Origin of the sequence: Dactylosporangium fulvum (assembly GCF_025137375.1) — a bacterium.
Taxonomy (GTDB): domain Bacteria; phylum Actinomycetota; class Actinomycetes; order Mycobacteriales; family Micromonosporaceae; genus Dactylosporangium; species Dactylosporangium fulvum.
Window position 1 is genome coordinate 5846540 of sequence record NZ_CP073720.1, and the last position, 20984, is coordinate 5867523.

15 protein-coding genes are annotated in these 20984 nt (G+C 72.5%); 4 read left to right on the forward strand and 11 right to left on the reverse strand.

All coding sequences use genetic code 11. The features are described from left to right. Positions 1-37: 37 nt before the first annotated feature. Entirely contained in the window at positions 38-904 is an 867-nt protein-coding gene (locus Dfulv_RS27470) for a hypothetical protein (RefSeq protein WP_259856343.1), read from the reverse strand. 541 nt (positions 905-1445) lie between these two features. Here Dfulv_RS27470 and Dfulv_RS27475 point away from each other — a divergent pair. Together Dfulv_RS27475 and Dfulv_RS27480 are read left to right on the forward strand one after the other, a co-directional pair. Continuing rightward, positions 1446-2621, forward strand: a complete 1176-nt coding sequence (locus tag Dfulv_RS27475) for a glycosyltransferase family 2 protein (RefSeq protein ID WP_259856344.1) — start codon at positions 1446-1448, stop codon at positions 2619-2621. After that, positions 2618-2794 carry a hypothetical protein gene (locus tag Dfulv_RS27480; protein WP_259856345.1) on the forward strand — a complete coding sequence of 59 codons (177 nt, stop codon included), beginning with the start codon at positions 2618-2620 and terminating at the stop codon, positions 2792-2794. Before Dfulv_RS27475 ends, Dfulv_RS27480 begins: the two co-directional genes overlap by 4 nt. Before the next feature lie 115 nt (positions 2795-2909). Here the strand turns inward: Dfulv_RS27480 and manD are convergent, their stop codons facing one another. The 5 genes from manD to Dfulv_RS27505 all read right to left on the reverse strand — a co-directional run bounded on the left by manD (position 2910) and on the right by Dfulv_RS27505 (position 8338). Beyond that, entirely contained in the window at positions 2910-4118 is a 1209-nt protein-coding gene (gene manD, locus Dfulv_RS27485) for a D-mannonate dehydratase ManD (RefSeq protein WP_259856346.1), read from the reverse strand. A 137-nt stretch (positions 4119-4255) separates the two neighbouring features. Then, complete coding sequence (locus Dfulv_RS27490) at positions 4256-5197, reverse strand: GAF domain-containing protein (RefSeq protein WP_259856348.1); 942 nt, start codon at positions 5195-5197, stop codon at positions 4256-4258. Between the two features lie 89 nt (positions 5198-5286). Then, positions 5287-6114, reverse strand: coding sequence for a carbohydrate ABC transporter permease (locus tag Dfulv_RS27495; RefSeq protein WP_259856351.1), 828 nt, complete (start codon positions 6112-6114; stop codon positions 5287-5289). Beyond that, the gene (locus Dfulv_RS27500; protein ID WP_259856353.1) at positions 6111-7001 is read right to left on the reverse strand and encodes a carbohydrate ABC transporter permease; all 891 of its coding nucleotides are present in this window, start codon (positions 6999-7001) and stop codon (positions 6111-6113) included. The genes Dfulv_RS27495 and Dfulv_RS27500 overlap by 4 nt, the downstream gene beginning before the upstream one ends. After that, positions 6998-8338, reverse strand: coding sequence for an extracellular solute-binding protein (locus tag Dfulv_RS27505; RefSeq protein ID WP_259856354.1), 1341 nt, complete (start codon positions 8336-8338; stop codon positions 6998-7000). Before Dfulv_RS27505 ends, Dfulv_RS27500 begins: the two co-directional genes overlap by 4 nt. A 97-nt stretch (positions 8339-8435) precedes the next feature. Between Dfulv_RS27505 and Dfulv_RS27510 the strand changes: the two genes are divergently transcribed. Beyond that, entirely contained in the window at positions 8436-13880 is a 5445-nt protein-coding gene (locus Dfulv_RS27510; RefSeq protein ID WP_259856356.1) for an AAA family ATPase, read from the forward strand. Between the two features lie 135 nt (positions 13881-14015). On the opposite strand, the gene Dfulv_RS27515 is transcribed toward Dfulv_RS27510, so the two are convergent. Further along, the gene (locus Dfulv_RS27515) at positions 14016-14978 is read right to left on the reverse strand and encodes a helix-turn-helix transcriptional regulator (RefSeq protein ID WP_259856358.1); all 963 of its coding nucleotides are present in this window, start codon (positions 14976-14978) and stop codon (positions 14016-14018) included. Positions 14979-15051: 73 nt separating this feature from the next. Here Dfulv_RS27515 and Dfulv_RS27520 point away from each other — a divergent pair, with 73 nt between their 5' ends. Then, the gene (locus Dfulv_RS27520) at positions 15052-15627 is read left to right on the forward strand and encodes a DinB family protein (protein ID WP_259856360.1); all 576 of its coding nucleotides are present in this window, start codon (positions 15052-15054) and stop codon (positions 15625-15627) included. 162 nt (positions 15628-15789) lie between these two features. Here Dfulv_RS27520 and Dfulv_RS27525 read toward each other — a convergent pair whose 3' ends face one another. From Dfulv_RS27525 to Dfulv_RS27540, 4 genes are read right to left on the reverse strand one after another with little or no spacing between them, the layout of a single operon-like run. After that, a complete protein-coding gene (locus tag Dfulv_RS27525; RefSeq protein WP_259856362.1) occupies positions 15790-17151 on the reverse strand; it encodes an FAD-binding oxidoreductase in 1362 nt (453 codons plus the stop codon). Further along, complete coding sequence (locus Dfulv_RS27530; RefSeq protein ID WP_259868216.1) at positions 17148-18143, reverse strand: ketopantoate reductase family protein; 996 nt, start codon at positions 18141-18143, stop codon at positions 17148-17150. Before Dfulv_RS27530 ends, Dfulv_RS27525 begins: the two co-directional genes overlap by 4 nt. Next, entirely contained in the window at positions 18143-19303 is a 1161-nt protein-coding gene (locus tag Dfulv_RS27535; RefSeq protein WP_259856363.1) for an acyl-CoA dehydrogenase family protein, read from the reverse strand. Before Dfulv_RS27535 ends, Dfulv_RS27530 begins: the two co-directional genes overlap by 1 nt. Next, positions 19300-20982 carry a dipeptide ABC transporter ATP-binding protein gene (locus tag Dfulv_RS27540; RefSeq protein WP_259856364.1) on the reverse strand — a complete coding sequence of 561 codons (1683 nt, stop codon included), beginning with the start codon at positions 20980-20982 and terminating at the stop codon, positions 19300-19302. Before Dfulv_RS27540 ends, Dfulv_RS27535 begins: the two co-directional genes overlap by 4 nt. Positions 20983-20984 lie beyond the last annotated feature (2 nt).

The following is a 20984-nucleotide window of genomic DNA, read 5'->3' on the forward strand; positions in this document are numbered from 1 at the left end:
GGCCACCTGATCAACCGACGGTCGCCGCCCGCCGGGGTCAGGCGGCGCTCCGGCCGGCCGGGAACCAGTGCGGGACCGCCGACGGCTCGCGCGGGAACAGCGCCAGCTCGTCGGCGTAGTCGCGGTCCGTCGGCGGCGTCGTCCAGGCGGGCATCGCCTCACGGTTGAAGGTCGCCGTGGAGACGTTCGGGTGGGCGAGGTGGAACCGCATGCTGTGCCAGGTGCCGCGGCCCGGTGCGTGCATGCCGGCGCGCAGCTCGTGCAGCATCCGCAGGAACCCGGCGGGTGGCCGCCAGTCGGGGGTGCCGCCGAAGATGGTCGTGAGGCCGGCCCGGTGCTCGGCGTGGTGGCCGGTGCAGGCCAGGTCGACCGTCAGCTCGGCCCAGTCGGCGGGCAGGTGCTGCAGCAGCAGTGTCGTCGCCGAGCCGAGGGCCCGGTGCTCCTCCTCGGCGGTCAGCGTCCGACGCGGACGGTCGCGCCCGCCGGGCGCCGGCTCGCCGCCGAGCCGCTCGCGCAGCCAGGCCGGGATGTGCCGGTCGTCGCGCGGGAACGCCGCGAGATCCTTGGCGTAGGCGTCCGGCGGCACCGGCAGCTGCCAGGGCGGCTCGTGGTCGAGGACATAGGTCAGCTCGATGCGGGACGGCGCGTCGATGACGCAGCGCACCGAGAACCAGGTGCCCCGCTCGGGTGTCGCCACGGCTCCGCGCAGCTCGGTGAACGCGGCGGTCAGCCCGTCCGGCGGCAGGACCGCCGGGGTGCTGCCGTCGCGGAGGTGGACGGTCAGCACCAGGTCCTGCACGGCGACCGTCTCGTGGACCAGCACGTCGATGCGGCGGAAGTCCGGCGGCGCCGCGTCGAGCAGCAGGTTGCCGATGCGGTGCATCAGCTCGTCGTCACCACGCATCGCCCGTCACCCCGCGTCCGGTGTTGCCGTGTTCGGCTTGTTCAGCACGCGGGGACAGTACCGCCGGGGTATGACAATTCCGCCGTGACGGCGAACGAGGGCGACGTCACCGACGGCACCCGCCGGCTGCGGCCGGTCCCCCGGCCGCTGCTCGCCGCGGTTCCAGATCGAGGGAAACTTCGGGTTGCCTGGGCAGCCGGAAGTTTCCGACGATCAAGGAGCCCGGGCAGGAAACCTCGGCCGGGGTCGTCGCCGAGGAGCAGCAGGAATGCCGGAGGATGGTGGGTCAGTACGACCCCGCACATCCTCATCGGGGCATTTTTGATGCCTTCCCGGTCCTTCGTTCCACCGGTTTCTCAGCCCCGTTTTCACCTGGGTGAGAAGGCGGCGAACGCATTGCGGCCCGAAACGCGTGCCAGCAAAGTCGACTCCGCACCCGTCAGCATTTCCGGTCCGCGAAACGGCTCAGCCGGCAGCGGACCGCGGGACATTGTCCGGCGGGAAGGCGTTCGCCCGTACCGATCCCGGAGGCAACCGAGCCGTGCGCTTCAGCCTGACCGAACACGCCGCCACGGACCACACCGCCGTCGTCCGCGCGTTGCCCGGGCAGCGCCGCTACCGTCGGCCCGCCGCGAAGGTCGTCGCCGTGGTTCCCGCCTACAACGAGTCCGCCACCGTCGCCGCCACCGTCCGGGCGCTGCAACGGCAGTGGTCACCGCCGGTCGACCGGATCGTCGTCGTGCCGAACAACTGCATCGACGACACCGCCGAGGTGGCCGAAGCCGCGGGCGCCGAGGTGCTCGAGTTTCCCGGCCCCAACCCGCACAAGAAGGCCGGCGCGCTGAACTGGGCCATCATCAGGCTCCTGCCCGACCTCGCCGACGACGACTTCGTGCTCGTCACCGACGCGGACAGCATCCTGGACCCGGACTTCACCCGGCACGCCGCCGGCGCGCTCACACAGCGTATCGGGCACCGGCGGCGGCGACCTGTCGGCGCCGCCTGCGCCAGCTTCCACACTGCCCCCGACGGCACCAGTCTGCTCGAGCGGCTGCAGCGCAACGAGTACACCCGGTTCGCGCGGCAGGTCGCCCGGCGCATGGACAAGGCGCTGGTGCTCTCCGGTGTCGCGACGCTCTTCCAGGTCCGCGTGATCCGGGAGGTGCTGGCCGCCCGCAGGGACGGCCGGCTGCCCGGCTACCCGGGCGAGCTGTACCACCGTGACACCGCCACGGAGGACATCGAGCTGACGTTCGCGGTACAGGCGCTCGGCTACCGGCCGGTGGCACCCGCGAGGGCCACCGCGGTCACGGAGTCGATGCCGACGTGGAGGGCGTTGCGGCATCAGCGGCTCCGCTGGCAGCGCGGCATGCTCGACAGCCTCCGCCTGTACGGGCTGAACCGGCGCACGTTCGGCACCTGGGTCCGCCAGGCCGGAACCTACGGCGGGTCGATGCTGGTGCCGACGTACCTCACGTTCCTCGCCGTGGTGATCGCCGTGACCGGCGGCCTGCCGTTCGACGCCCGGTGGCTGCCGTTGACGGGCGTCTTTGTCATCGAACGCGTGTGGACGGTCCGGAAGGGTCGTCCCGGTGACGTTCTGCTGGCGGCACTGCTGCTGCCGGAATGGTTGTACGAACAATGGCGCGCCGGCGTGTATTGGCTGGCGGCATGGAAAACCGTTCGCGGTGCGGACCGCGAATGGATCAATGTGTGAGGAGATGGGAAATGTACGAAGGCGGTGTTGCCGGCGGGGCCGCCGGAAGTGCGGCGCTGCTGCCGGTGACCGGGCTGTCCATCGGCTGGCAGTTGGTGCTGGGGGCCACGCTCATCCTGGGCGGCATGGCGCTGCTCCGTCTGGCACCCCGGCCGCAGCGCCGGCGGAGCTGATCGTCGCGCCACATCCGCGGGGTCCGGCCGATGACGGCGCGGACCCCGCAACCATTTGCTCAGCGGACGGGCCTGCGGACGGCCGCCGCCGGTGGGGCGGCCGTGCCGAGCCTGGTCACCAACTGTGCACGGTGCCGTCCTCGAGGCGGTTCACCGGCAGCGACGCGGGCCGGTAGGGGTACCGGGCGGCGAGTTCCTCGTTGATGTCGACCCCGAGCCCGGGCGTCTCCGAGGGGAACAGGTAGCCGTCCTCGTAGTGGTACCCGTGCGGGAACACCGCGTCGGTCGCCTCGGTGTGGCGCATGTACTCCTGCAGCCCGAAGTTCGGAATGGCGACGTCCACGTGCAGTGCCGCGGCCATGCACACCGGCGACAGATCCGTCGCACCGTGCGAGCCCGAGCGGACGTGGTACATCGCGGCGAAGTCGAAGATGCGGCGCAGATGGGAGATGCCGCCGGCGTGCACCACCGTCGTCCGCACGTAGTCGATCAACTGCTCCCGGATCAGCTGCTCACAGTCCCAGACGGTGTTGAACACCTCCCCCACCGCGACCGGGGTGGTGGTGTGCTGCCGGATCAGCCGGAACCCCTCCTGCAGCTCGGCCGGCACCGGATCCTCGATCCACGTCAGCCCGTACGGCTCCAGGGACTTGCCGAGCCGGGCCGCCTCGATCGGCGTCAGCCGGTGATGGACGTCGTGCAGCAGCTTCAGCGTCGGCCCGAACTCCTCCCGCACCCGGCCGAACACCCCCGGCACGTTGGCCAGATAGCGCTCGGTGGACCACACGTTCTCGGTCGGCACCGCCGCGTCCGCCGGCTCGTAGAACATCTTGTCGCCACTCACCCCGTAGGTGCTGGCCAGTCCGGGCACGCCGGTCTGCACCCGCACGGCGCGATATCCGAGGTCGACGAAGCGGGCCACCTCGGCGAGCACGTCGGCGACCGTCTCGGCGTTGGCGTGGCCGTAGACCGTCACGCCCTCGCGGGAACGGCCGCCGAGCAGCTTGTAGACCGGCAGCCCGGCGACCTTGCCCAGGATGTCCCACAGCGCCGTGTCGACGGCGGCGATCGCGGTCATCGTCACCGGGCCCCGCCGCCAGTACGCACCCTTGTACAGGTACTGCCAGGTGTCCTCGATCCGGCTCGGGTCGCGGCCGATCAGCACCGGCGCGACGTGGTCCCGCAGATACGACGCGACCGCCAGCTCACGACCGTTGAGGGTCGCGTCGCCCAGGCCGTACACACCCTCGTCCGTGACGATCTTCAACGTCACGAAGTTGCGGTCCGGGCACGTCACGATGACCCGGACGTCAGCGATCCTCATACTGTTCTTCCTTGACTCGGGCGACGAGCTGCCTCGGGTGCGGAAGCAGTCTGAAATCCCTTGCAGAACGTTGTCAAGACTCTCGTCGATGTCGGCCTTGACCTGGGTGATTGAACGCGACCACAGTGATGAAAGCGTCACACGGCCGGGAACCGCAGCTCGACCATGATGCCCGGCGAGCCGGCGACCGTCGGGGTACAGATGACGGCAAGGCCATGAGCCCGGAGGATCTCCGCCACCGCTCGCGGCACAGGGTCGTCGGAGTGTCGCAGTCCGGCCAGTTCGAGGTACCAGTCCGCGGTGATCGACCCGCCCCCGTGGGTGAGTTCGATCGTCGGCGCGGGTTCGTCGAGGACCCGTATGCCGAGCTGCCCGCCGGGCGGCGAGACCTTGAGCGCGGTGAACATGACGTAGTCGAGCGCTCGCGACAGCTTCGGCGGATCGGCACGCACCGGAGCACGGTGCTCCAGCATCAGCGTGATGCACATGCCGCGCGCCTCGGCGATGCGGCGGAGGTCCCGGATGCGATCGTCGGCCAGGTAGGCGAGGTCGACGGTTCGCTCCAGCCGCACGTCGAGTTGCTCGGTGACGATCAGCCGGCGCAGCTCCAGCAGCTCGGTGACCTGATGCGCCAGCGCCCGCAGCGCCCGCAGCTGCTCGAGGTTGAGCCGGTGCGGCGCGTGGTCGACGACGCACAGGGTGCCGAGCGCGGCGCCTTCGCTCGTCGCCAGCGGGGCGCCGGCGTAGAAGCGGACACCGTCGTCGCCGAGGACGTTCGGGTTGTCGGCGAACCTGGCGTCCACGGTCGCATCCGGCACCACCAGCAGGTCCCGTCCCATGATGGCGTGCGCGCAGAACGACGCCTCGCGCGTCTGCGCGAACGGGACGTCCCCGACCTTCGCCTTGAACCACTGCCGGTCGGTGTCGACGAGCGTGACGAGCGAATTCTCTGCACCGCAGATCTCCGAGGCGATCCGGACGATGTCGTCGAAGTCGCTCTCGGGCGCGGTGTCGAGGATCGCCATCGAGTGCAGGGCCAGGATCCGCTCTGCCTCGTTGCGGGGCACCGGAGCCTTCATCCCGGCCTCCCAAGCGCTCGGCTCGATCAGGCTCAACAAGGATATGTCGGCCCACGCCGTCCGTGGGAACCGTCACCAGACCGTGCCGGTCAGCCTTTGACGGCGCCGGACGTGAGGCCGGCGACGATCCGGCGTTGAAAGACGAGGGTCACGAGCACGATCGGGACGGTGACGACAACAGCGGCGGCGGCGATCGCGGCCGTGGGTTGCTGGAACTCCGACGCACCCGTGAAGAACGCCAACGCCGCCGGCACCGGGCGGGCGTTGTCGGTCGAGGTCAGCGCGATGCCGAAGACGAAGTCGTTCCAGCCGGCGAAGAACACCAGGATCGCCGTGGTGAAGACGCCCGGCGCGGCGAGCGGGACGATCACCTTCCGGAACGCCTGCCCGGGTGTGGCACCGTCGACCTGCGCGGCCTGCTCCAGCTCCCACGGGATCTCGCGGAAGAACGCCGACAGGGTCCAGATCGACAGCGGCAGGGTGAAGGAGATGTACGGGATGATGAGGCCGAGCCAGGTGTCGAACAGCCCGACGACCCGCCAGATGTTGAACAGCGGCCCGACGAGCGACACGACCGGGAACATCGCGATCGCCAGCGCGAAGGACAGGATCAGCCGCTTGCCGGGGAAGTCGAGCCGGGCGATGGCGTACGCGGCGAACATCGCGACCACGACACCGATCACGGTCGAGATCAACGAGATGCCGATCGAGTTGATCAGGGCCCGGGTGAACAGGTCGGTGCGCAACACCGTGCGGTAGTTCTCCAGGCTCCAGTCGGTCGGCCAGAACCGCTGGTTGTTGATGTCGCCGCCGGTCTTGAACGACAGCGACACCATCCACACGAGCGGCGTCAGCGTGTACAGCAGGATGGCGGCGGCGCCGACGATCCAGCCGGTGGTCTGCCTGCGCGACCTCATCGTGTGTCCCCGCGGACGGAGCCCAGGTCGGTGCGGAAGCCCTTCACGAAGACGAACGCGATCAGCACGACCGACAGGAACAGCAGGACCGACACGGCGGAACCGATACCGAGTGCGACCCGGGTGACGCTCTGCCGGTACGTGAGGAACGACAGGGTCTCCGTGCCCTGCGCGCCGGCGGTGGTGACGAAGACGTTGTCGAAGATCCGCCATGCGTCGAGGGTGCGGAACAGCAGCGCCACCATGATGGCGGGCTTCATGTTCGGGATGGTCACCTTGAACAACCGCTGCCAGAACGTGGCCCCGTCGACGCTGGCCACCTCGTGCAGCGTCTCCGGCACCTGCGCCAGCCCGGCCAGCAGGAGCAGGGAGATGAACGGCGTGGTCTTCCAGATCTCGGACAGACAGATCACGGCGATCGCCGACCAGCGGTTGCCGAACCAGTCGAACGTTCCCAGGTGGAGCCAGTTGTCGACGAACCCGGAGTCGAGGGCGAACGCGTACCGCCAGGCGAACGCGGAGACCACGGTGATGACCCCGTACGGCACCAGGATCGAGGTGCGCACGGTGCGCCGGCCGATGGTGATCCGGTGCATCACCATCGCGAACGCGAACCCGATCACGAGTTCGGCCGAGACGGTGATGACCGTGATGATCGCCGTGGTGACCACATCCTCCCACCACAGCGGATCGCTGAGCACCACCCCGTAGTTGCTCAGCCCGACGAACCTGCGCCCGCCGGGGTCGGTGAGGCGGTAGCTGAACAGCGACAGGTACACGGCGTTCAACATCGGGTAGGCGGTGACGGCGAGCATGAGGATGACGGCCGGTGCCGACAGCCACCACCCCAGCCGCCGCTCGTACCGGGTCCGGTCGGTGACGGTCACAGCAGCCTCCGGTCGTGCAGCACGTCCTCGATGAGCCGGGCCGACCGTTTCGGTGTCGAGTTCGGGTCGACCCGGGCCTGCGGATGCCAGGTGCGCTGGATCGCCGTCGCGATGTCTGCGTAGTACGGCGTGACCGGGCGCGGACCGGCGTCGTCGATCGACTCGCGCAACAGGTCCGCCATCGGGAACTTCGCCCGCACCTCGGGATCGTCGTAGACGACGCTGTTGGCGACCGGGTTGCCGGCGCGCAGCATGCGGGCCTTCAGCATGGCCGGTGCGGTGATGCACCGGACCGCCTCGACCGCCTCCGCCCGGTGCCGGCTGAATCGGCTGATCGCCAGGTTGGTCCCGCCGATCGGCGGCCTGCTCGGGGTGTCGGCTCTGACCCGCGGGTACCGGGCCCAGGCCAGGTCGTCGAGGACCGGCCGGGGCACCGAGCCGTCCTGCACGTTGCCCTGGATGGCGGCGTACACGTAGGGCCAGTTGAGCATGAAACCGCCGTCGGGGCCGTCGAACGTCGCCCGCGACTCCTCCTCGGCCGAGGTGGACAGCGCCGGGTCGGCCGCCTTCGACGTGGCCAGCTTGCGGATGATCCGGGCGGCTTCCTGACCGGCGGCGGAGTTCACCGACACGGTGGCGTCCCGGCCGCGCTCGTTGTGCTCGGTGATCGAGCCACCGCCGGAGGTGACGAGGGCGTTCACCCACACCGTGTAGCCCTCGTAGCGCTTGCCCTGCTCGGCGACCGTCGTCCCGGTCCGCGAAGCAGCGTCGATCATCTGGTCCCAGGTGAACGTCTTGCCGGCCGGGTCGACACCGGCCCGCCGGGCGACGGACTTGCGGTACCAGAGCAGCTGCGTGTTGGCGAGGTACGGCACCGCGACGAGTTCGCCCTTCCAGGTCGCGCTGCGGCTCGGTGACTCCAGCACGTTCTCGAGCAACCGGGTGCGTTCGCCGGCGCTGAACACTGACAGCCAGCCGGCGTTGGCGAGCTCGGCGGTGTACGGCGGGTCGATGTTCATCACGTCGACCGACCGGTCGCCGGCGGCGAGCCGGCGCACGATCTGTTCCCGCTGCCCGTCGGCGGTGCTGGGCAGGGCCGAGGTGACCAGCCGCCAACGCCCGGCGGCCTGCGCGTTGCACCGCGCGGCGATCGTGTCGAACGTGCCGGTGTTGTCCGGCTGGGTGTACCAGCTCAAGGTGACGACGCCGGCGGGCTCGTTACCGCAGGCGGTGAGGCCGGTCGTGGCGAGGGCGACGGACACCGCCGCGGTGATCATCCTGGCGGACCGGGTGCTCCGAGCGCTCCTGCGCGGGTCGAACACCTTCCAGCGTCCCACCCGACACCACGGTCCGGAACAGAAGCAGGCCACGCAATGGGCGAGTTCGCGCGCAAATCGGGGTAGTCACAGTGGTAGGTGCGCACGGAGGTGTCGAATGGGAGCAGGCGGACTGCTGTCGGGCCGACATCCGCCCGTTCGGGCCGAAACGGTGCACGAGAGCGAACACACACGTGTCACTCGGCTGTCGGTCGCCGGGCGCACGGTCATCCGCAAGGAGCCGCTGGGGCCGTACGCGCGGCAGCGGGTCCGGCACGAGCAGGCGATGCTGGAACGGCTGCGCGGTGTCGCGGGGATCGCGCAACTGGCGGAGGTGCCGCAGCGCCCCGGGTCGATCATGGTGACGGACGCCGGTGACACGACCCTGGCCGGGCTGGCGAAGCCGCTGACGGCTGATGATCTGATCGGGCTTGCGGTGGAGCTGGCCCGGGCGGTGGCGGAAATGCACCGCCGGGGTGTGTTGCACCGGGACATCACGCCGGCGAACATCGTGACCTCCCCGGGCGGCACGCCGTGCCTGGTGGACTTCGCCCTGGCGACGTCGCTGGCCGAGACTCGTCCCGAGTTCACCCACCACACCGAGATCGTCGGCACGCTGGCGTACCTGGCGCCCGAGCAGACCGGGCGGACCGGCCGGCCGGTGGATCAGCGGGCCGACCTCTACGGTTTGGGCGCGACACTGTACGAGCTGGCGACAGGTGCGCCACCGTTCGGCTCCGGAGACCCGCTGCGGCTCACGCACGACCATCTGGCCCGGGTGGCGGTGCCGCCGGCGCAGGTCAACCCGGCAGTGCCCCGGCCGTTGTCCGACGTCATCATGCATCTGCTGGAGAAGGAGCCGGACGACCGCTACCAGACCGCGGACGGCCTGATCCACGACTTGGAACGACTGCGCGACGCAGATCCGCGGGCGGCGGCTGAGCTGCGGGTGGGTGAGCGCGACGTTCCGCCGCGGTTGTTGCCACCGTCGCGGCTGGCGGGTCGCGATGCGGAGATGTCGGTGTTGGAGGCGGCGTTCGAGGACGCGTTGGCGGGCCGGTGTCGCGGCGTGCTCGTCGGCGGAGCGGCGGGGGTGGGCAAGACAGCGCTCGTCGACGAGCTGCGGCCGGTGGTGACGGGCCGGGACGGCTGGTTCGTGGCGGGCAGGTTCGACCAGCATCGGCGGGACCTGGGGTCCGACGCGTTGCATCAGGCGTTTCGCGCGTTGGGCCGGCTGTTGCTGGCCGAGCCGGAGCATGAGCTGGCCAAGCTACGCGGGCGGATCCTGGAGGCGGTCGGGCCGAACGCGGGCCTGCTGACCAGGGTGCAGCCGGAGTTCGCGGCGCTGCTCGACGTGCCGCCGGACGCCGGGGATCCGCTGACGGCGCAGGTGCGGATGCAACGAGCGGCGGTGGAGGTACTGTGCGCGGTCGCCTCGCGGCAACGGCCGATCGTGGTGTTCGTCGACGACCTGCAGTGGGCGGGGCGCATGGCACTCGGTATCGCCGACCTGGTGCTGAGCGAACAACCGATCGACGGTCTCCTGCTCGTGGGTGCGTACCGCGACGACGACATCGACGCCGCGCACCTCACGGCGGCGCCGCTGTCCCGGTGGCGGGACCAGCCCGGAGTGCGGCACCTGCGGCTGGCCAACCTGTCCGGCCCCGGGCTGGTCACCATGGTCGCCGAGATGCTGCACATGGACCCGGCCCGGGCGGCGGGCCTGGCCGGGACCATCGGTCCGTACACCTCCGGAAACCCCCACGCGACGGTGGAACTGCTCAACGCGCTGCGCCGCGACGGCGTGCTGACCGTGACGGCGGACGGGTGGCACTGGGACGAGGCAGAGGTACGCCGGCACCTGCGCCGGCGTACCTCTGCCTCGGTGGGCCTGCTGGACCCGCGGGTCGAGGCCATGCCGGCGCTGTCCCGGAAGGTGCTGGAAGCGATGGCGTGTCTCGGCGGGCGCGCCGAGCTGCGCCTGCTGCGGGCCGCAACCGCCGGGACGGCGGACACCATGGAACAGTGGCTGGCTCCCGCGCTCGACGAAGGCCTGCTCGTGATGGAGCCAGGAGTGCGTGAGACGGTGCGGTTCCGGCACGAGCAGACCCGCGAGGTGGTCCTGCGCGCCATGGGCCCGCAGCGGCGGCGCACCGTGCAGCTGTCCGTCGCGCGGCGGCTGGCCGGAGTGCCGGAGCTGTTCGCGGTCGCGGCGGAGCAGTACCTGCCGGTGATCGACGCGGTCGACGACCCGGCGGAGCGGCACCATGTCGTCGGGCTGCTGCGACGCGCCGCCGGCCAGGCAGCGCTGGTCGGTGACCACGCGCTGGTGGACGCGATGCTGACGGCCGCCCTGCGGTTGATCGGCCCCGATGAGACCGCCACGCTCGTCGAGGTGCACACCGCCCGCCACGCGGCGCTCTACGGCCTGGGAAACCTGGACGACGCGGATGAGGTGTTCCGGACGATCGAGCGACTGTGCGGCAGTGTGACCGATCGGGCGCACGCGACCGGCGTGCAGGTGAGCAGCCTCACCCACCGGGGCCGTTTCGCCGAGGCGATCAGGCTGGGCGTCGGGTCGCTGCGCGAGCTCGGCATCACCGTCCCGGTGGCGGACCGGCTCCCCGCCGAACTCGACCGTCAGTTCGCGAATCTGCAGTGGTGGCTGGATCATCCCGAACACGGCGACGACCTGACCCGGCCCGAGATCACCGACCCCGCGCTCCTCGCCTCGGCGCAGTTGCTCGATGCGGTCATCGCGGCGGCCTACTTCGCCGGCGACTACGCCACGTACAGCTGGCTCAGCATGGAGGCGCTGCGGATCTGGGTCGAGCACGGCCCGACCCCCACCCTGCTCGGGCCCGCCAGTGCCGCCGGCAGCACCGCGGTAGTGCGCGGGAACTTCTCGGCCGCGTACCGCGCGGGCCGGCGGCTCGTGGCGGAGGGTGCGGCCCGCGGCTACGAACCCGGCACTTCACAGGCGCGCTACCTGCTTGCCTGCAACAGCCATTGGTTCGAGCCGGCCGAGGACGGTGTCCGATCAGCTCAGCATGCCAGGGAAGGGCTGATCGCCGGTGGTGCCCTGGCGAACGCCGGCTACACCTACTACTACACCGCGTCCAGCTTCATAGACTGCGCGCCGACGCTGGACAGCTTCGTCGCCGAAGTGGACGCCGGGCTGGCGTTCGTCCGGCGTACCGGCAACGAGCAGACCGGCCGGTTGCTCAACAGCTACCGGCGGCTGGTCGGCGTGCTACGCGGCGAAGGCTCGGACATCGCGGGCGACGTGTATCCCATCGACACGCCCACGCCGCTCCCGGCGCATCTCACCCGCGGGATCGCGGCGGCCATCTTCGACGATCCGGCCACCCTGACGCGGCACAGCGCGGCGGCGATGTCGTTGCTGATGACCGTCGTGGGCCCGTATCCGACCGACACGGCTTACCTGCTGCGCGGGCTGGCCCTTGCCGAGCAGGCCCGGGACAGCCGCGACGGCTCGCCCGAGGGTCTGCTGTCCGAACTGGACGACGTGATGGACTGGCTGGCCGCCCGCGCCGCGGACGCGCCGGCGAACTTCCTGCACCTGCTGCGGCTGATCGAGGCGGAGCGGGCCTGGGCGGTCGGCGACTTCCGCGCCGCCGCCCTGGCCTTCGACGCCGCTCTGCGCGCGGTCGCCCAGCGTCAGCGCCCATGGCACCGCGCCCTGATCACCGAACACGCGGCCCGCTTCCACCTCACCCAGGGCCTCGAACACGCCGGCTACAAGCTGCTCATCGAAGCACGCCGGGAGTACCTCGCCTGGGGTGCGACCGCGAAAGTCGACCAACTCGACTGGGCGTACCCGACCCTGCGAACGCAACCCGACCAGGCCGCCGCCGAGCCCGGTGATGCCCCCTACGAGCGGGCCGTCGTCACCACCGGAGCGCTCGACCTGCTCGGCGTCCTGTCCGCGTCGCAGGCGCTGAGTTCGGAGACCAGTATCGGACGGCTGCACTCGCGTGTGGCCCACGTGCTCAGTGCGATGACCGGCGCCACCGACGTACACCTGCTGCTGTGGAGCGACGACCGGCAGGACTGGCTACGGCCCGCGACGGGCGGCGACGGCGGTGTCGTCCCGCTCGCCGGCGCCGGCCACAGCAGCGCGGCGCCGATGTCCGTGGTTCGCTATGCCCAGCGGATGCGTGAGCCGCTGGTCGTGCCCGACGCCACCCGCGACGACCGCTTCGCCCGCGACCCCTACTTCACCGGCGTCACCTGCTGCTCGCTCCTGGCCGTGCCCATCCTCAGCCGCGGCGCACTGCAGGCGGTACTGCTGCTGGAGAACCGGCTCATCCGCGGCGCCTTCACGACCGAACGGCTCGACGGCGTCAAGCTCATCGCCGGCCAGCTCGCCGTCTCCCTCGACAACGTCCAGCTGTACGCCGGTTTCCGCCGGATCGCCGACGAGCAGGCCGCGTTGCGGAGAGTCGCGACGCTGGTCGCCCGCGGGACCGGGCCCGATCTCGTGTTCGCCGCGGTGGCCGACGAGGTCGGCGCGCTCTTCGGCGCCGACGACACGGCGATCGTACGGTTCGAGCCGGACGGGGAGGCGACCGTGATGGGACGCCACGGGTCCGAGCCCACCCGGCCGGGTTCACGCGGCAGGCCGGACGCCGGCTCGGCCCTGGCGGCGGTCCAGGCCACGGGCCGCGCGGCACGCCGCGACGTGCACGACCCCGCACCGGCGAGCCCGGCCGGGACCGGCCCGGCGGGACCCCGGTCCGCAGTCGCCGGCCCGATCCTGGTCGAGGGCCGGGTCTGGGGCGCCATGACGGTCGGATCGCGTTACCGCCGGCTGCCCCAGGACACCGAGCAACGGCTGGCCGACTTCACCGAGCTCATCGCCACCGCCATCGCCAACGCCGACAGCCGGACCGAGCTCACCACCTCACGGGCACGGATCGTCGCCGCCGCCGACCAGGCGCGCCGGCGCATCGAGCGGGACCTGCACGACGGCGCCCAGCAACGGCTGGTCGCACTGGCGCTGCAACTGCGCGCGGCGCAAGCGGCGCTGCCACCGGGGCTCGACACGCTCGCCGACGAGCTCGACCGCGCCGTCACCGGGGCAGCCGGCGCGGTGGACGAGCTCCGCGAGATCTCACGCGGCATCCACCCGGCCATCCTGTCCGAAGGCGGTCTCGGCCCGGCCCTGCGTTCCCTCGCCCGCCGCTCACCGATCCCGGTCGACCTCGACCTGCGCACGCAGGGGCGGCTGCCCGAGCAGGTCGAGGTCAGCGCGTACTACGTCGTCGCCGAGGCGCTGACCAACGCGGCCAAACACGCGCACGCGTCGGCCGTCACGGTCACCGTCGAAGCCGACACAGCCGACACAGCCGGCGCCGTACTGCGCCTCGCGGTCCGCGACGACGGCGTCGGCGGCGCCGACTTCGCCCGCGGCACCGGCCTGGTCGGCCTCAAAGACCGCGTCGAGGCGCTCGGCGGCCGGATCGTGCTCGACAGCCCCCGCGGGGAGGGCACCAGCCTGCGTGCGGAGTTCCCCCTCACGTCCCCTGTCCCGCGGTGAGCCGCCCGTCAGTCCCCGCCGGCACCGGCGTGGGCGAACCGGGAGGCGCGCTCGGCCAGCCGCAGCCACCTGCGCTGCACCTCGCCGGTGCTGGACGCGGCCGCCTCCAGCGCTTCGGGACCGCGGCGGCGCCCGCTAGGGTTCCTCCCCGGCCGCGGTGAGCAGCCGGCGGCCGAGCACGCCTGTGGTGTGGCGCACCTCGGGGCCGCCCAGGATGCGGAACGGCGCGGGCAGCGCGGCGAGTTGCTCCGCGTACCACCACGGGTTGCCGGTCGTGCCGACCAGCCGGCACGTGCCGGCGTCGACCGGTTCGAGGCGGCCCAGGGTCCGCGGCACGCACCGCGCCACCGTGTCGAACGGGGCATCGACGATGACCTCGACGGCGTACTCCCAGCCGACCGCGAGATGCTCCTCGAGCACGGCGACCGGGTCGAGTTCGGCCGGCGGGTCGAACCCGTCGGGGAGCACCTCCACGGTGCGGACGCGGTCGATCCGGTACGCCCGGCGGGCGCCCGACGTGTGCGACCAGCACAAGAGGTACCACCTGCCGTGGCGCACGACGACCGCCCACGGGTCGACGTCGGCGTCCCACTCCGAACCGGCCTCGGAGCGGTACCCCAGACGCACGCGCCGACGGTCCGAGCAGGCCCGCACGAGCACGGTTGTGGTCTCCGGGTCGGGCCGGGCGGCGCCGCGGTCGGGGGCCGCGGCGGTGGCCCGGCGGACCGCCTCGGCCTGGGCGGCGACCGGCTCCGGCAGAGCCCGTACGATCTTGCCCAGCGCGCCGCCGACCAGACCGGCCGGGTCGCTGGCGTCGTGGTGGCCGTCGAGCACCGCCATGACCAGGCCGAGTGCCTCCGTCGCGCTGAACATCAGCGGCGGCAGCCGCAGGCCGCGGCCGACGTGATAGCCGCCGTACGGCCCGCGGACCGACTCGATCGGGATGCCCGCCTCGCGCAGGATGCCGACATACCGCCGGACGGCCCGCTCCGACACGCCCAGCTTGCCGGCGAGCCGGTCGGCGGTGATGCCCGGACTGCCCTGGATGAGCTCCAGTGTCAGCAGCGCTCGTGCGGTGGGACTCGCTTCGGGTTCCACGGATGTCCCTCCTCCGCGGCGACGCCGTCATTTCGGACGCAGAACGTCCGGAACCGAGCCTAGCGTGGCCCGCATGACCGACGACACCGTCCTGGACACCACCATCCACGAGCCGTCGAGGGCCGCCGGCGAGGTGGAGGTGCTGCTGTTCGCGCTCGACCGTTCCCGCGCCCAGTTCGCCTGGAAGTGCGGCGGCCTGGACGCGGCCGGCCTGAACCGGCCCCAGCCGCCGTCGACGATGACGATCGGGGGCCTGCTCAAGCACATGGCGCTCGTCGAGGAGCTCTACACCATCAACTTCACCGGCGAGGCGCCCGGCCCGCCGCTGGACGCGCCCGAGGCCAGGACCGACCCGGGCTGGGTGTGGCGCAGCGCGGCCGACGACACGCCCGAGGAGCTCTACCGTCTCTGGCGGGGCGCCGTCGAGCACTCACGGGTCGCGATGGCGAAGGCGCTCGCCGACGGCGGGCTCGACCAGCCGGCGAAGTACGCGACCCTGGACGACGGCACGTCGCCGAACCTGCGCCGCGTGGTGGTGGATCTGCACGACGAGTACGCCCGGCACGTCGGCCACGCCGACCTGCTGCGTGAGGCCGTCGACGGGCTCGTCGGGGAGGACCCGCCGCAGGAACCGCCCGCCGTGGTGTGATTCGGCCGCCGACGCCCGCAGCAGGACGCTGAGGTGACCGCCGATGCGGAAGGACAGCCTCCGCGGCGGACGCGCTATGAGTCCTGTACGAGCAGGCAGCCTTCCGCCACCCGGCAACCATGGCGCGAACCGTAGCAGAGGCCTCGCCGGTCGGAGCCGGTGTCACAGCGCCTTGCCGGGGTTGAGGACGCTGTGTGGGTCGAAGGCCGCCTTGATGCGCCGGTGAAGCTCACCGGCGCCGGCGTCGAGCTCGGCCGCCAGCCATTTCCGCTTGAGCAGGCCGACGCCGTGCTCCCCGGTGATCGTGCCGCCGAGGTCGAGGGCGAGGCGGAAGATGTCGTCGACCACGGCGGTGACGTCCGCCGGGACCGGGCCGGGGTCGCCGAAGGGCTGGCCGGTCAGCACGATGGGGTGCAGGTTGCCGTCGCCGGCGTGGGCGAACGTGAAGACCGGCACGCCGGTGCGGGCCGAGAGCTCGCCGATGCGGGTGACCGTCTCGGCAAGGCGGGACGGCGGCACCGCGATGTCCTCGATGAGCACCCGGCCACGCCGCTCGATCGCGGGCAGGGCGCGGCGCCGCACGGCCACCAGTTCGTCGGCGCGGCGCGGGTCGGTGGCGACGTCGAGGCGCGTGGCGGTCCGGCCGAGCACCGCCGCGATGGCATCGATCTCGACGTCCGCGCCGGGACCGTCGGCCTGGGCGAGCAGGAGCGCACCGCCGGGCGGCCCGGCGGCGTCGAGCGCCTCCAGGGTGGCGGCGTCGAGCAACTCGAGCATCGCGGGGCGGGCGCCGGCCCGGGTCACCGCCGACGCGGCCGCAGCGGCTGCCGCCACGGTCGCGAAGTGCGCGGCGGCGGTCGCCGTGCGGGCGGGACCCGGGTGCAGGCGCAGGGTCGCGCCGACGATCACGCCGAGAGTGCCCTCCGATCCGACGAAGAGCGACGTCAGGTCGTACCCGGCGACACCCTTCACCGTCGCGCGGCCGGTGCGCGTGCGGGTGCCGTCGGCGAGGACGACGTCGAGCCCGAGCACCGAGTCGCGGGTGACGCCGTACTTGACGCAGCGCAGCCCGCCCGCGTTGGTGGCGATGTTGCCGCCGATCGTGGAGATCGTCGCGCTGGCCGGGTCCGGCGCGTACCGCAGGCCGTGCACGGCGGCGGCCCGGTCCAGGTCGGCGGTGAGGACCCCGGGCTCGACGACGGCGACCAGGTCGTCCGCGCGGATCTCCACGATGCGGGTGAGACCGGACAGGTCGAGCACGACCGCATCGGCGCCGGCGACGGCGCCGCCGGCGAGGCCGGTCCCGGCGCCACGCGGCACGACCGGCACCGCGTGCGCCGATGCCCAGCGCAGCGTTGCCACCACGTCGGCGACGCCCCGGGCCCGGACGACCGCGACCGGCGGTGATGCCGGCACCCAGCCGGAGCGGTCGGTCGACGCTCGGGCGCGGTCGTCGGCGGTCACCGAGACCCGGCCCCCGTCGGCGTCGCGCAGCGCCCGTTCGAGCGCGGCAAGGTCGCTCATGCAGGAGAGCCCACGTGCGCGAGCACCTCGTGCAGCGGCACCGCACTGGGTGGCAGGCGCCGCGCCTCGACCTCGCCGAGGACCCGCTGCAGTGCGGCGTTCACCGGGGTCGGTACCCCGTGCAGGCGCCCCAGCAGCACGATCTCGCCGTTGAGGAAGTCGACCTCGCTGGAGGCACCCCGGGTGAAGCTCTGCCAGGTCGACTGCTGGCCGGGCGCGATGCCCGACGCGGGGTCGGGACGGAACGCGGAGACGTCCTCGGTGCGCTCGGCCACGGTGTCGGCTACGCCGAACCCGGCCGCCGACAGCACCGCCCGGGCCTCCGCGACGAGCCGCTCGCCGAGGTCGGCCCGGACCGTGGCGTCGCCGTCGAGGACCTCCAGCCCGTTGCGGACGCTGAACAGCAGCTTCGCCGCCTTCCACCGGGACACGTCGTCGGTGACCTGGACGATGTAGCCCGCTCGGCGCAGGTCCTCGGCGAGGCCGGGCAGTGCCGGGTCGAGGCCGCGCGGTGCGGCGCCGACGGTGAGGACGCCGATCGGGCCGAGCGCGCCGCAGCGCACCTCGCCCGGCGTGAGATGCTGCGCGGAGGTCAGGATCGTGCCGCCGAGCACCCGCCCGAAGCGGCGCAGGGCGATCCGGTCGGCGTCGAGGCCGTTCTGGAGTGTGAGCACCGGCAGGTCCGCCGCGACGCGCGGCCCGTCGCCGCCGACCGGGCGCCATGCCCAGGCGCGCACCGCGTCCTCGACGTCCTGCACCTTCGTGGCCAGCACCAGCACGTCGTCGGCCTGCAGGTCGACCTCGCCGGGGTGCAGCGCTGTCGCCACACGGACCACCTCGGGCCGGCCGTGCAGGATGTAGCGCAGCCCGTCGTCGCGTATCCGCCGGATGTGCTCGCCGCGACCGACCAGGATCTGGTCGGTGCCGGCCCGGGTGAGCTGGGCGGCGAGCACAGCGCCGACGGCGCCGGCGCCGACGATGACGTAGCGCATCACGATGCCTTTCTCGTTGGGGACGTGGCCGCGCTCCCGAAAGCGGCCACGACGGTGTCCTCCTGCGGGAAGTGCACCCGGGCGCACAACACGTCACGCAGGTGGCGTTCGAGCGGGTTGCAGGTGCTCAGGCCGGGATTGCCGATCAGCGACACGGCGTGCTCGACCGCCCGGATCGCGGCGCGGTTCGCGACGGTCTTCGCCGCCCAGGCGGTCTCCCGCGGGACGTCCCGGCCGGCGTCGGCCTGGGCGGACAGCGCCGCGAGCAGTTCGCGTGCGGCGGTCAGGCGCAGCCCGATCTCACCGAGCGCGGCCTGGAAGCGGGGCAGTTCGACGAGCGGGTGGCCGAGGTTGGCCGGCACACGCTCGCGCAGGAAGCCGACCAGCCAGTCGCGGGCGGCCTCGGCGACGCCGAGGTAGATGGCGGGGATGGCGGTGCCCGGGCCCTGCGGGTTCCGGTGACCGTCGCCGGCCGGTTCCAGCCCGCAGACCCGTTCGGCCGGCACCGCCGCGTCGGTCAGCACCACGTCGTCGCTGCACGTGGCACGCATGCCGGCGGCGGACCAGGCCGGCCGGATCTCGACGCCGGGCCCGTGCGCGTCGACCACGAACGTGCCGACCCGGGGCTCCGGCTCGTCGGTGGTCGCGAGCACGAACATCCACCGCAGTCCGGGCGCGCCGGTCGAGAAGATCTTGTGCCCGGTGACCCGCCAGCCGTCCGCGGTCCGGCGCGCCGTGGTCGCCGGCCGGCCGCCCCGCGACGGAGTACCGAGCGCCGGCTCGACCTGCAGCGCGTTGACGAGCGTCGGCGCCGTACGCGACTCGGCGAGCAGGGCGGCGTAGAACTGCGGGTCGAGGGTGGGCCGCACCGCCTCCCGCTGGTGGACGGCGAGGTTCATCGACGCGATGAGTGCCACCGACGGGTCCGCACGGCCCAGCCGCAGCATCAGCTCGTACACCCCGGCGTGCCGCAGGCCGGGGCCGCCGTACCGGGTGCCCACCGTGGCGGTGAGCAGGCCGGCCTCGTGCAGCAGCCGGATGGACTCGGTCGGGAACACCCCGGACCGGTCGTTGCCCGGCGCGAGCCGGGCGAGGTCGGCCAGGATGTCGTCGGCGCGGCCGAGCACCTCGGCGGTGGCGTCCGTTGTCGTGGCGGTCATCGTGGCGCCCCCGCGGGGGTGGGCCGGCGGTGGCCGGGGACCGCGTCGAGCAGCGCCCGGGTGTACGCCGACCGGGGATGCCGGAGGATCTCGTCGGCGGGGCCGGCCTCGACCACCTCGCCCCGGCTCATCACCACAACCGTGTCGCTGACCTGTCGGATCACCGCGAGGTCGTGGGAGATGAAGACCATGGTGACGCCGAGTTCGGCCTGCAGGCGCACGAGGAGCTCGAGGATCTGGGCCTGGACGGAGACGTCGAGCGCGGAGACCGGCTCGTCGAGGACGACCAGTTCCGGCTCGGTGGCCAGGGCCCTGGCGATGGCGACCCGCTGCAACTGCCCGCCGGAGAGCTCGGCCGGCAGCCGGTCGAGGAAGTCGGTCGGGAGCCCGACGAGTTCGAGCAGCTGCGCGCCGCGGGCGCGGCGTTCGGGACGGGTGCCGATGCCGAAGGCGCGCAGCGGCTCGGCGAGTGTCCTGCCGATCGTGAACCGGGGGTCGAGGGAGGCGAACGGGTTCTGGTAGACGATCTGTACCCGCCGGCGCATCTGCCGCAGCGCCTCGCCATCGAGATCGGTGACGTCCTGCCCGTCGAGCACCACCCGGCCGGCGTCGGCCGGTGCGAGCCGGGTGAGCAGGCGGGCGAGCGTCGACTTGCCCGACCCGGATTCGCCGACGACGCCGAGGGTAGTCCCCCGCGCGACGCTCACCGACACGTCCCGTACGGCGTGGATCGGCTCGTTGCCGCGGCCACCTTTGAAACTGCGGTGCAGCCCGGTGGCCGCCAGCAGCGGTCGTCCGGTGTCGGCGGCGGCGGGACTGCCGGGCCGGGCGGTGCCGGTGGCGGCGTCCCAGACCAGGCGTCCGCTGTCGAGCGTGGGCACCGCCGCGACGAGCCGCCGGGTGTACGGCGACGCCGGTGCGGCGAGGATCTCGTCGGGCGTGCCGGTCTCCACCACCTCGCCGTCGGCGAGCACGACGATGCGGTCGGAGCGTTCCCCCGCGACCCCGAGGTCGTGGGTGATGAACAGGACCGCGACGCCGAGGTCGGTGCGCAGCGCGTCGATGTGGTCGAGGATCTGCTGCTGCACGGTCACGTCGAGCGCGCTGGTCGGCTCGTCGGCCACGATCAGCTCCGGGGAGTTGGCGAGCGCGGCCGCGATCAGGACGCGCTGGCGCATGCCGCCGGAGAGTTCGTGCGGGTACTGGCGGGCGCGCCGGGCCGGGTCGGGCAGGCCCATCCGGTCGAGTAGTTCGACGACCCGGCTGTGCAGGGCAGCACTGCGCAGGGTCCGGTCGTGGACGCGGATCGCCTCCGCGATCTGCCGCCCGACGCGGCGGGTCGGGTTGAGCCCGACGGTGGGGTCCTGCGGGATGAACGCGATCCGCCGGCCGCGCACGTCCCGCCATTGCCGGGGGCTGAGCGTGGTGAGCGGCCGGCCGGACAGCTCCATCGCGCCGCGCACCGTCGCGGCCGGGCCGAGCAGCCCGAGCACGGCTCGCGCCGAGGTCGTCTTGCCCGACCCGGACTCGCCGACGAGTGACACGACCTCGCCCCGGCCGATCGTGAACGACACGTCGCGTACGGCCGGCACGACCCGGCCTCGGGTCGAGCGGTAGGTGACCGCGAGGTTCCGCACCGCGAGCAGCGGCGGGGTCGCGGTGTCCGCTTCGGCTGCCATGG

What these genes read in the sequence shown, in the direction of transcription:
- Dfulv_RS27470 (WP_259856343.1), bottom strand. Translation starts at nt 904, where the DNA reads ATGCGTGGTGACGACGAGCTGATGCACCGCATCGGCAACCTGCTGCTC.
- manD (WP_259856346.1), bottom strand. Translation starts at nt 4,118, where the DNA reads ATGAGGATCGCTGACGTCCGGGTCATCGTGACGTGCCCGGACCGCAAC.
- Dfulv_RS27490 (WP_259856348.1), bottom strand. Translation starts at nt 5,197, where the DNA reads ATGAAGGCTCCGGTGCCCCGCAACGAGGCAGAGCGGATCCTGGCCCTG.
- Dfulv_RS27495 (WP_259856351.1), bottom strand. Translation starts at nt 6,114, where the DNA reads ATGAGGTCGCGCAGGCAGACCACCGGCTGGATCGTCGGCGCCGCCGCC.
- Dfulv_RS27510 (WP_259856356.1), top strand. Translation starts at nt 8,436, where the DNA reads ATGGGAGCAGGCGGACTGCTGTCGGGCCGACATCCGCCCGTTCGGGCC.
- Dfulv_RS27520 (WP_259856360.1), top strand. Translation starts at nt 15,052, where the DNA reads ATGACCGACGACACCGTCCTGGACACCACCATCCACGAGCCGTCGAGG.
- Dfulv_RS27525 (WP_259856362.1), bottom strand. Translation starts at nt 17,151, where the DNA reads ATGAGCGACCTTGCCGCGCTCGAACGGGCGCTGCGCGACGCCGACGGG.
- Dfulv_RS27530 (WP_259868216.1), bottom strand. Translation starts at nt 18,143, where the DNA reads ATGCGCTACGTCATCGTCGGCGCCGGCGCCGTCGGCGCTGTGCTCGCC.
- Dfulv_RS27535 (WP_259856363.1), bottom strand. Translation starts at nt 19,303, where the DNA reads ATGACCGCCACGACAACGGACGCCACCGCCGAGGTGCTCGGCCGCGCC.
- Dfulv_RS27540 (WP_259856364.1), bottom strand. Translation starts at nt 20,982, where the DNA reads ATGGCAGCCGAAGCGGACACCGCGACCCCGCCGCTGCTCGCGGTGCGG.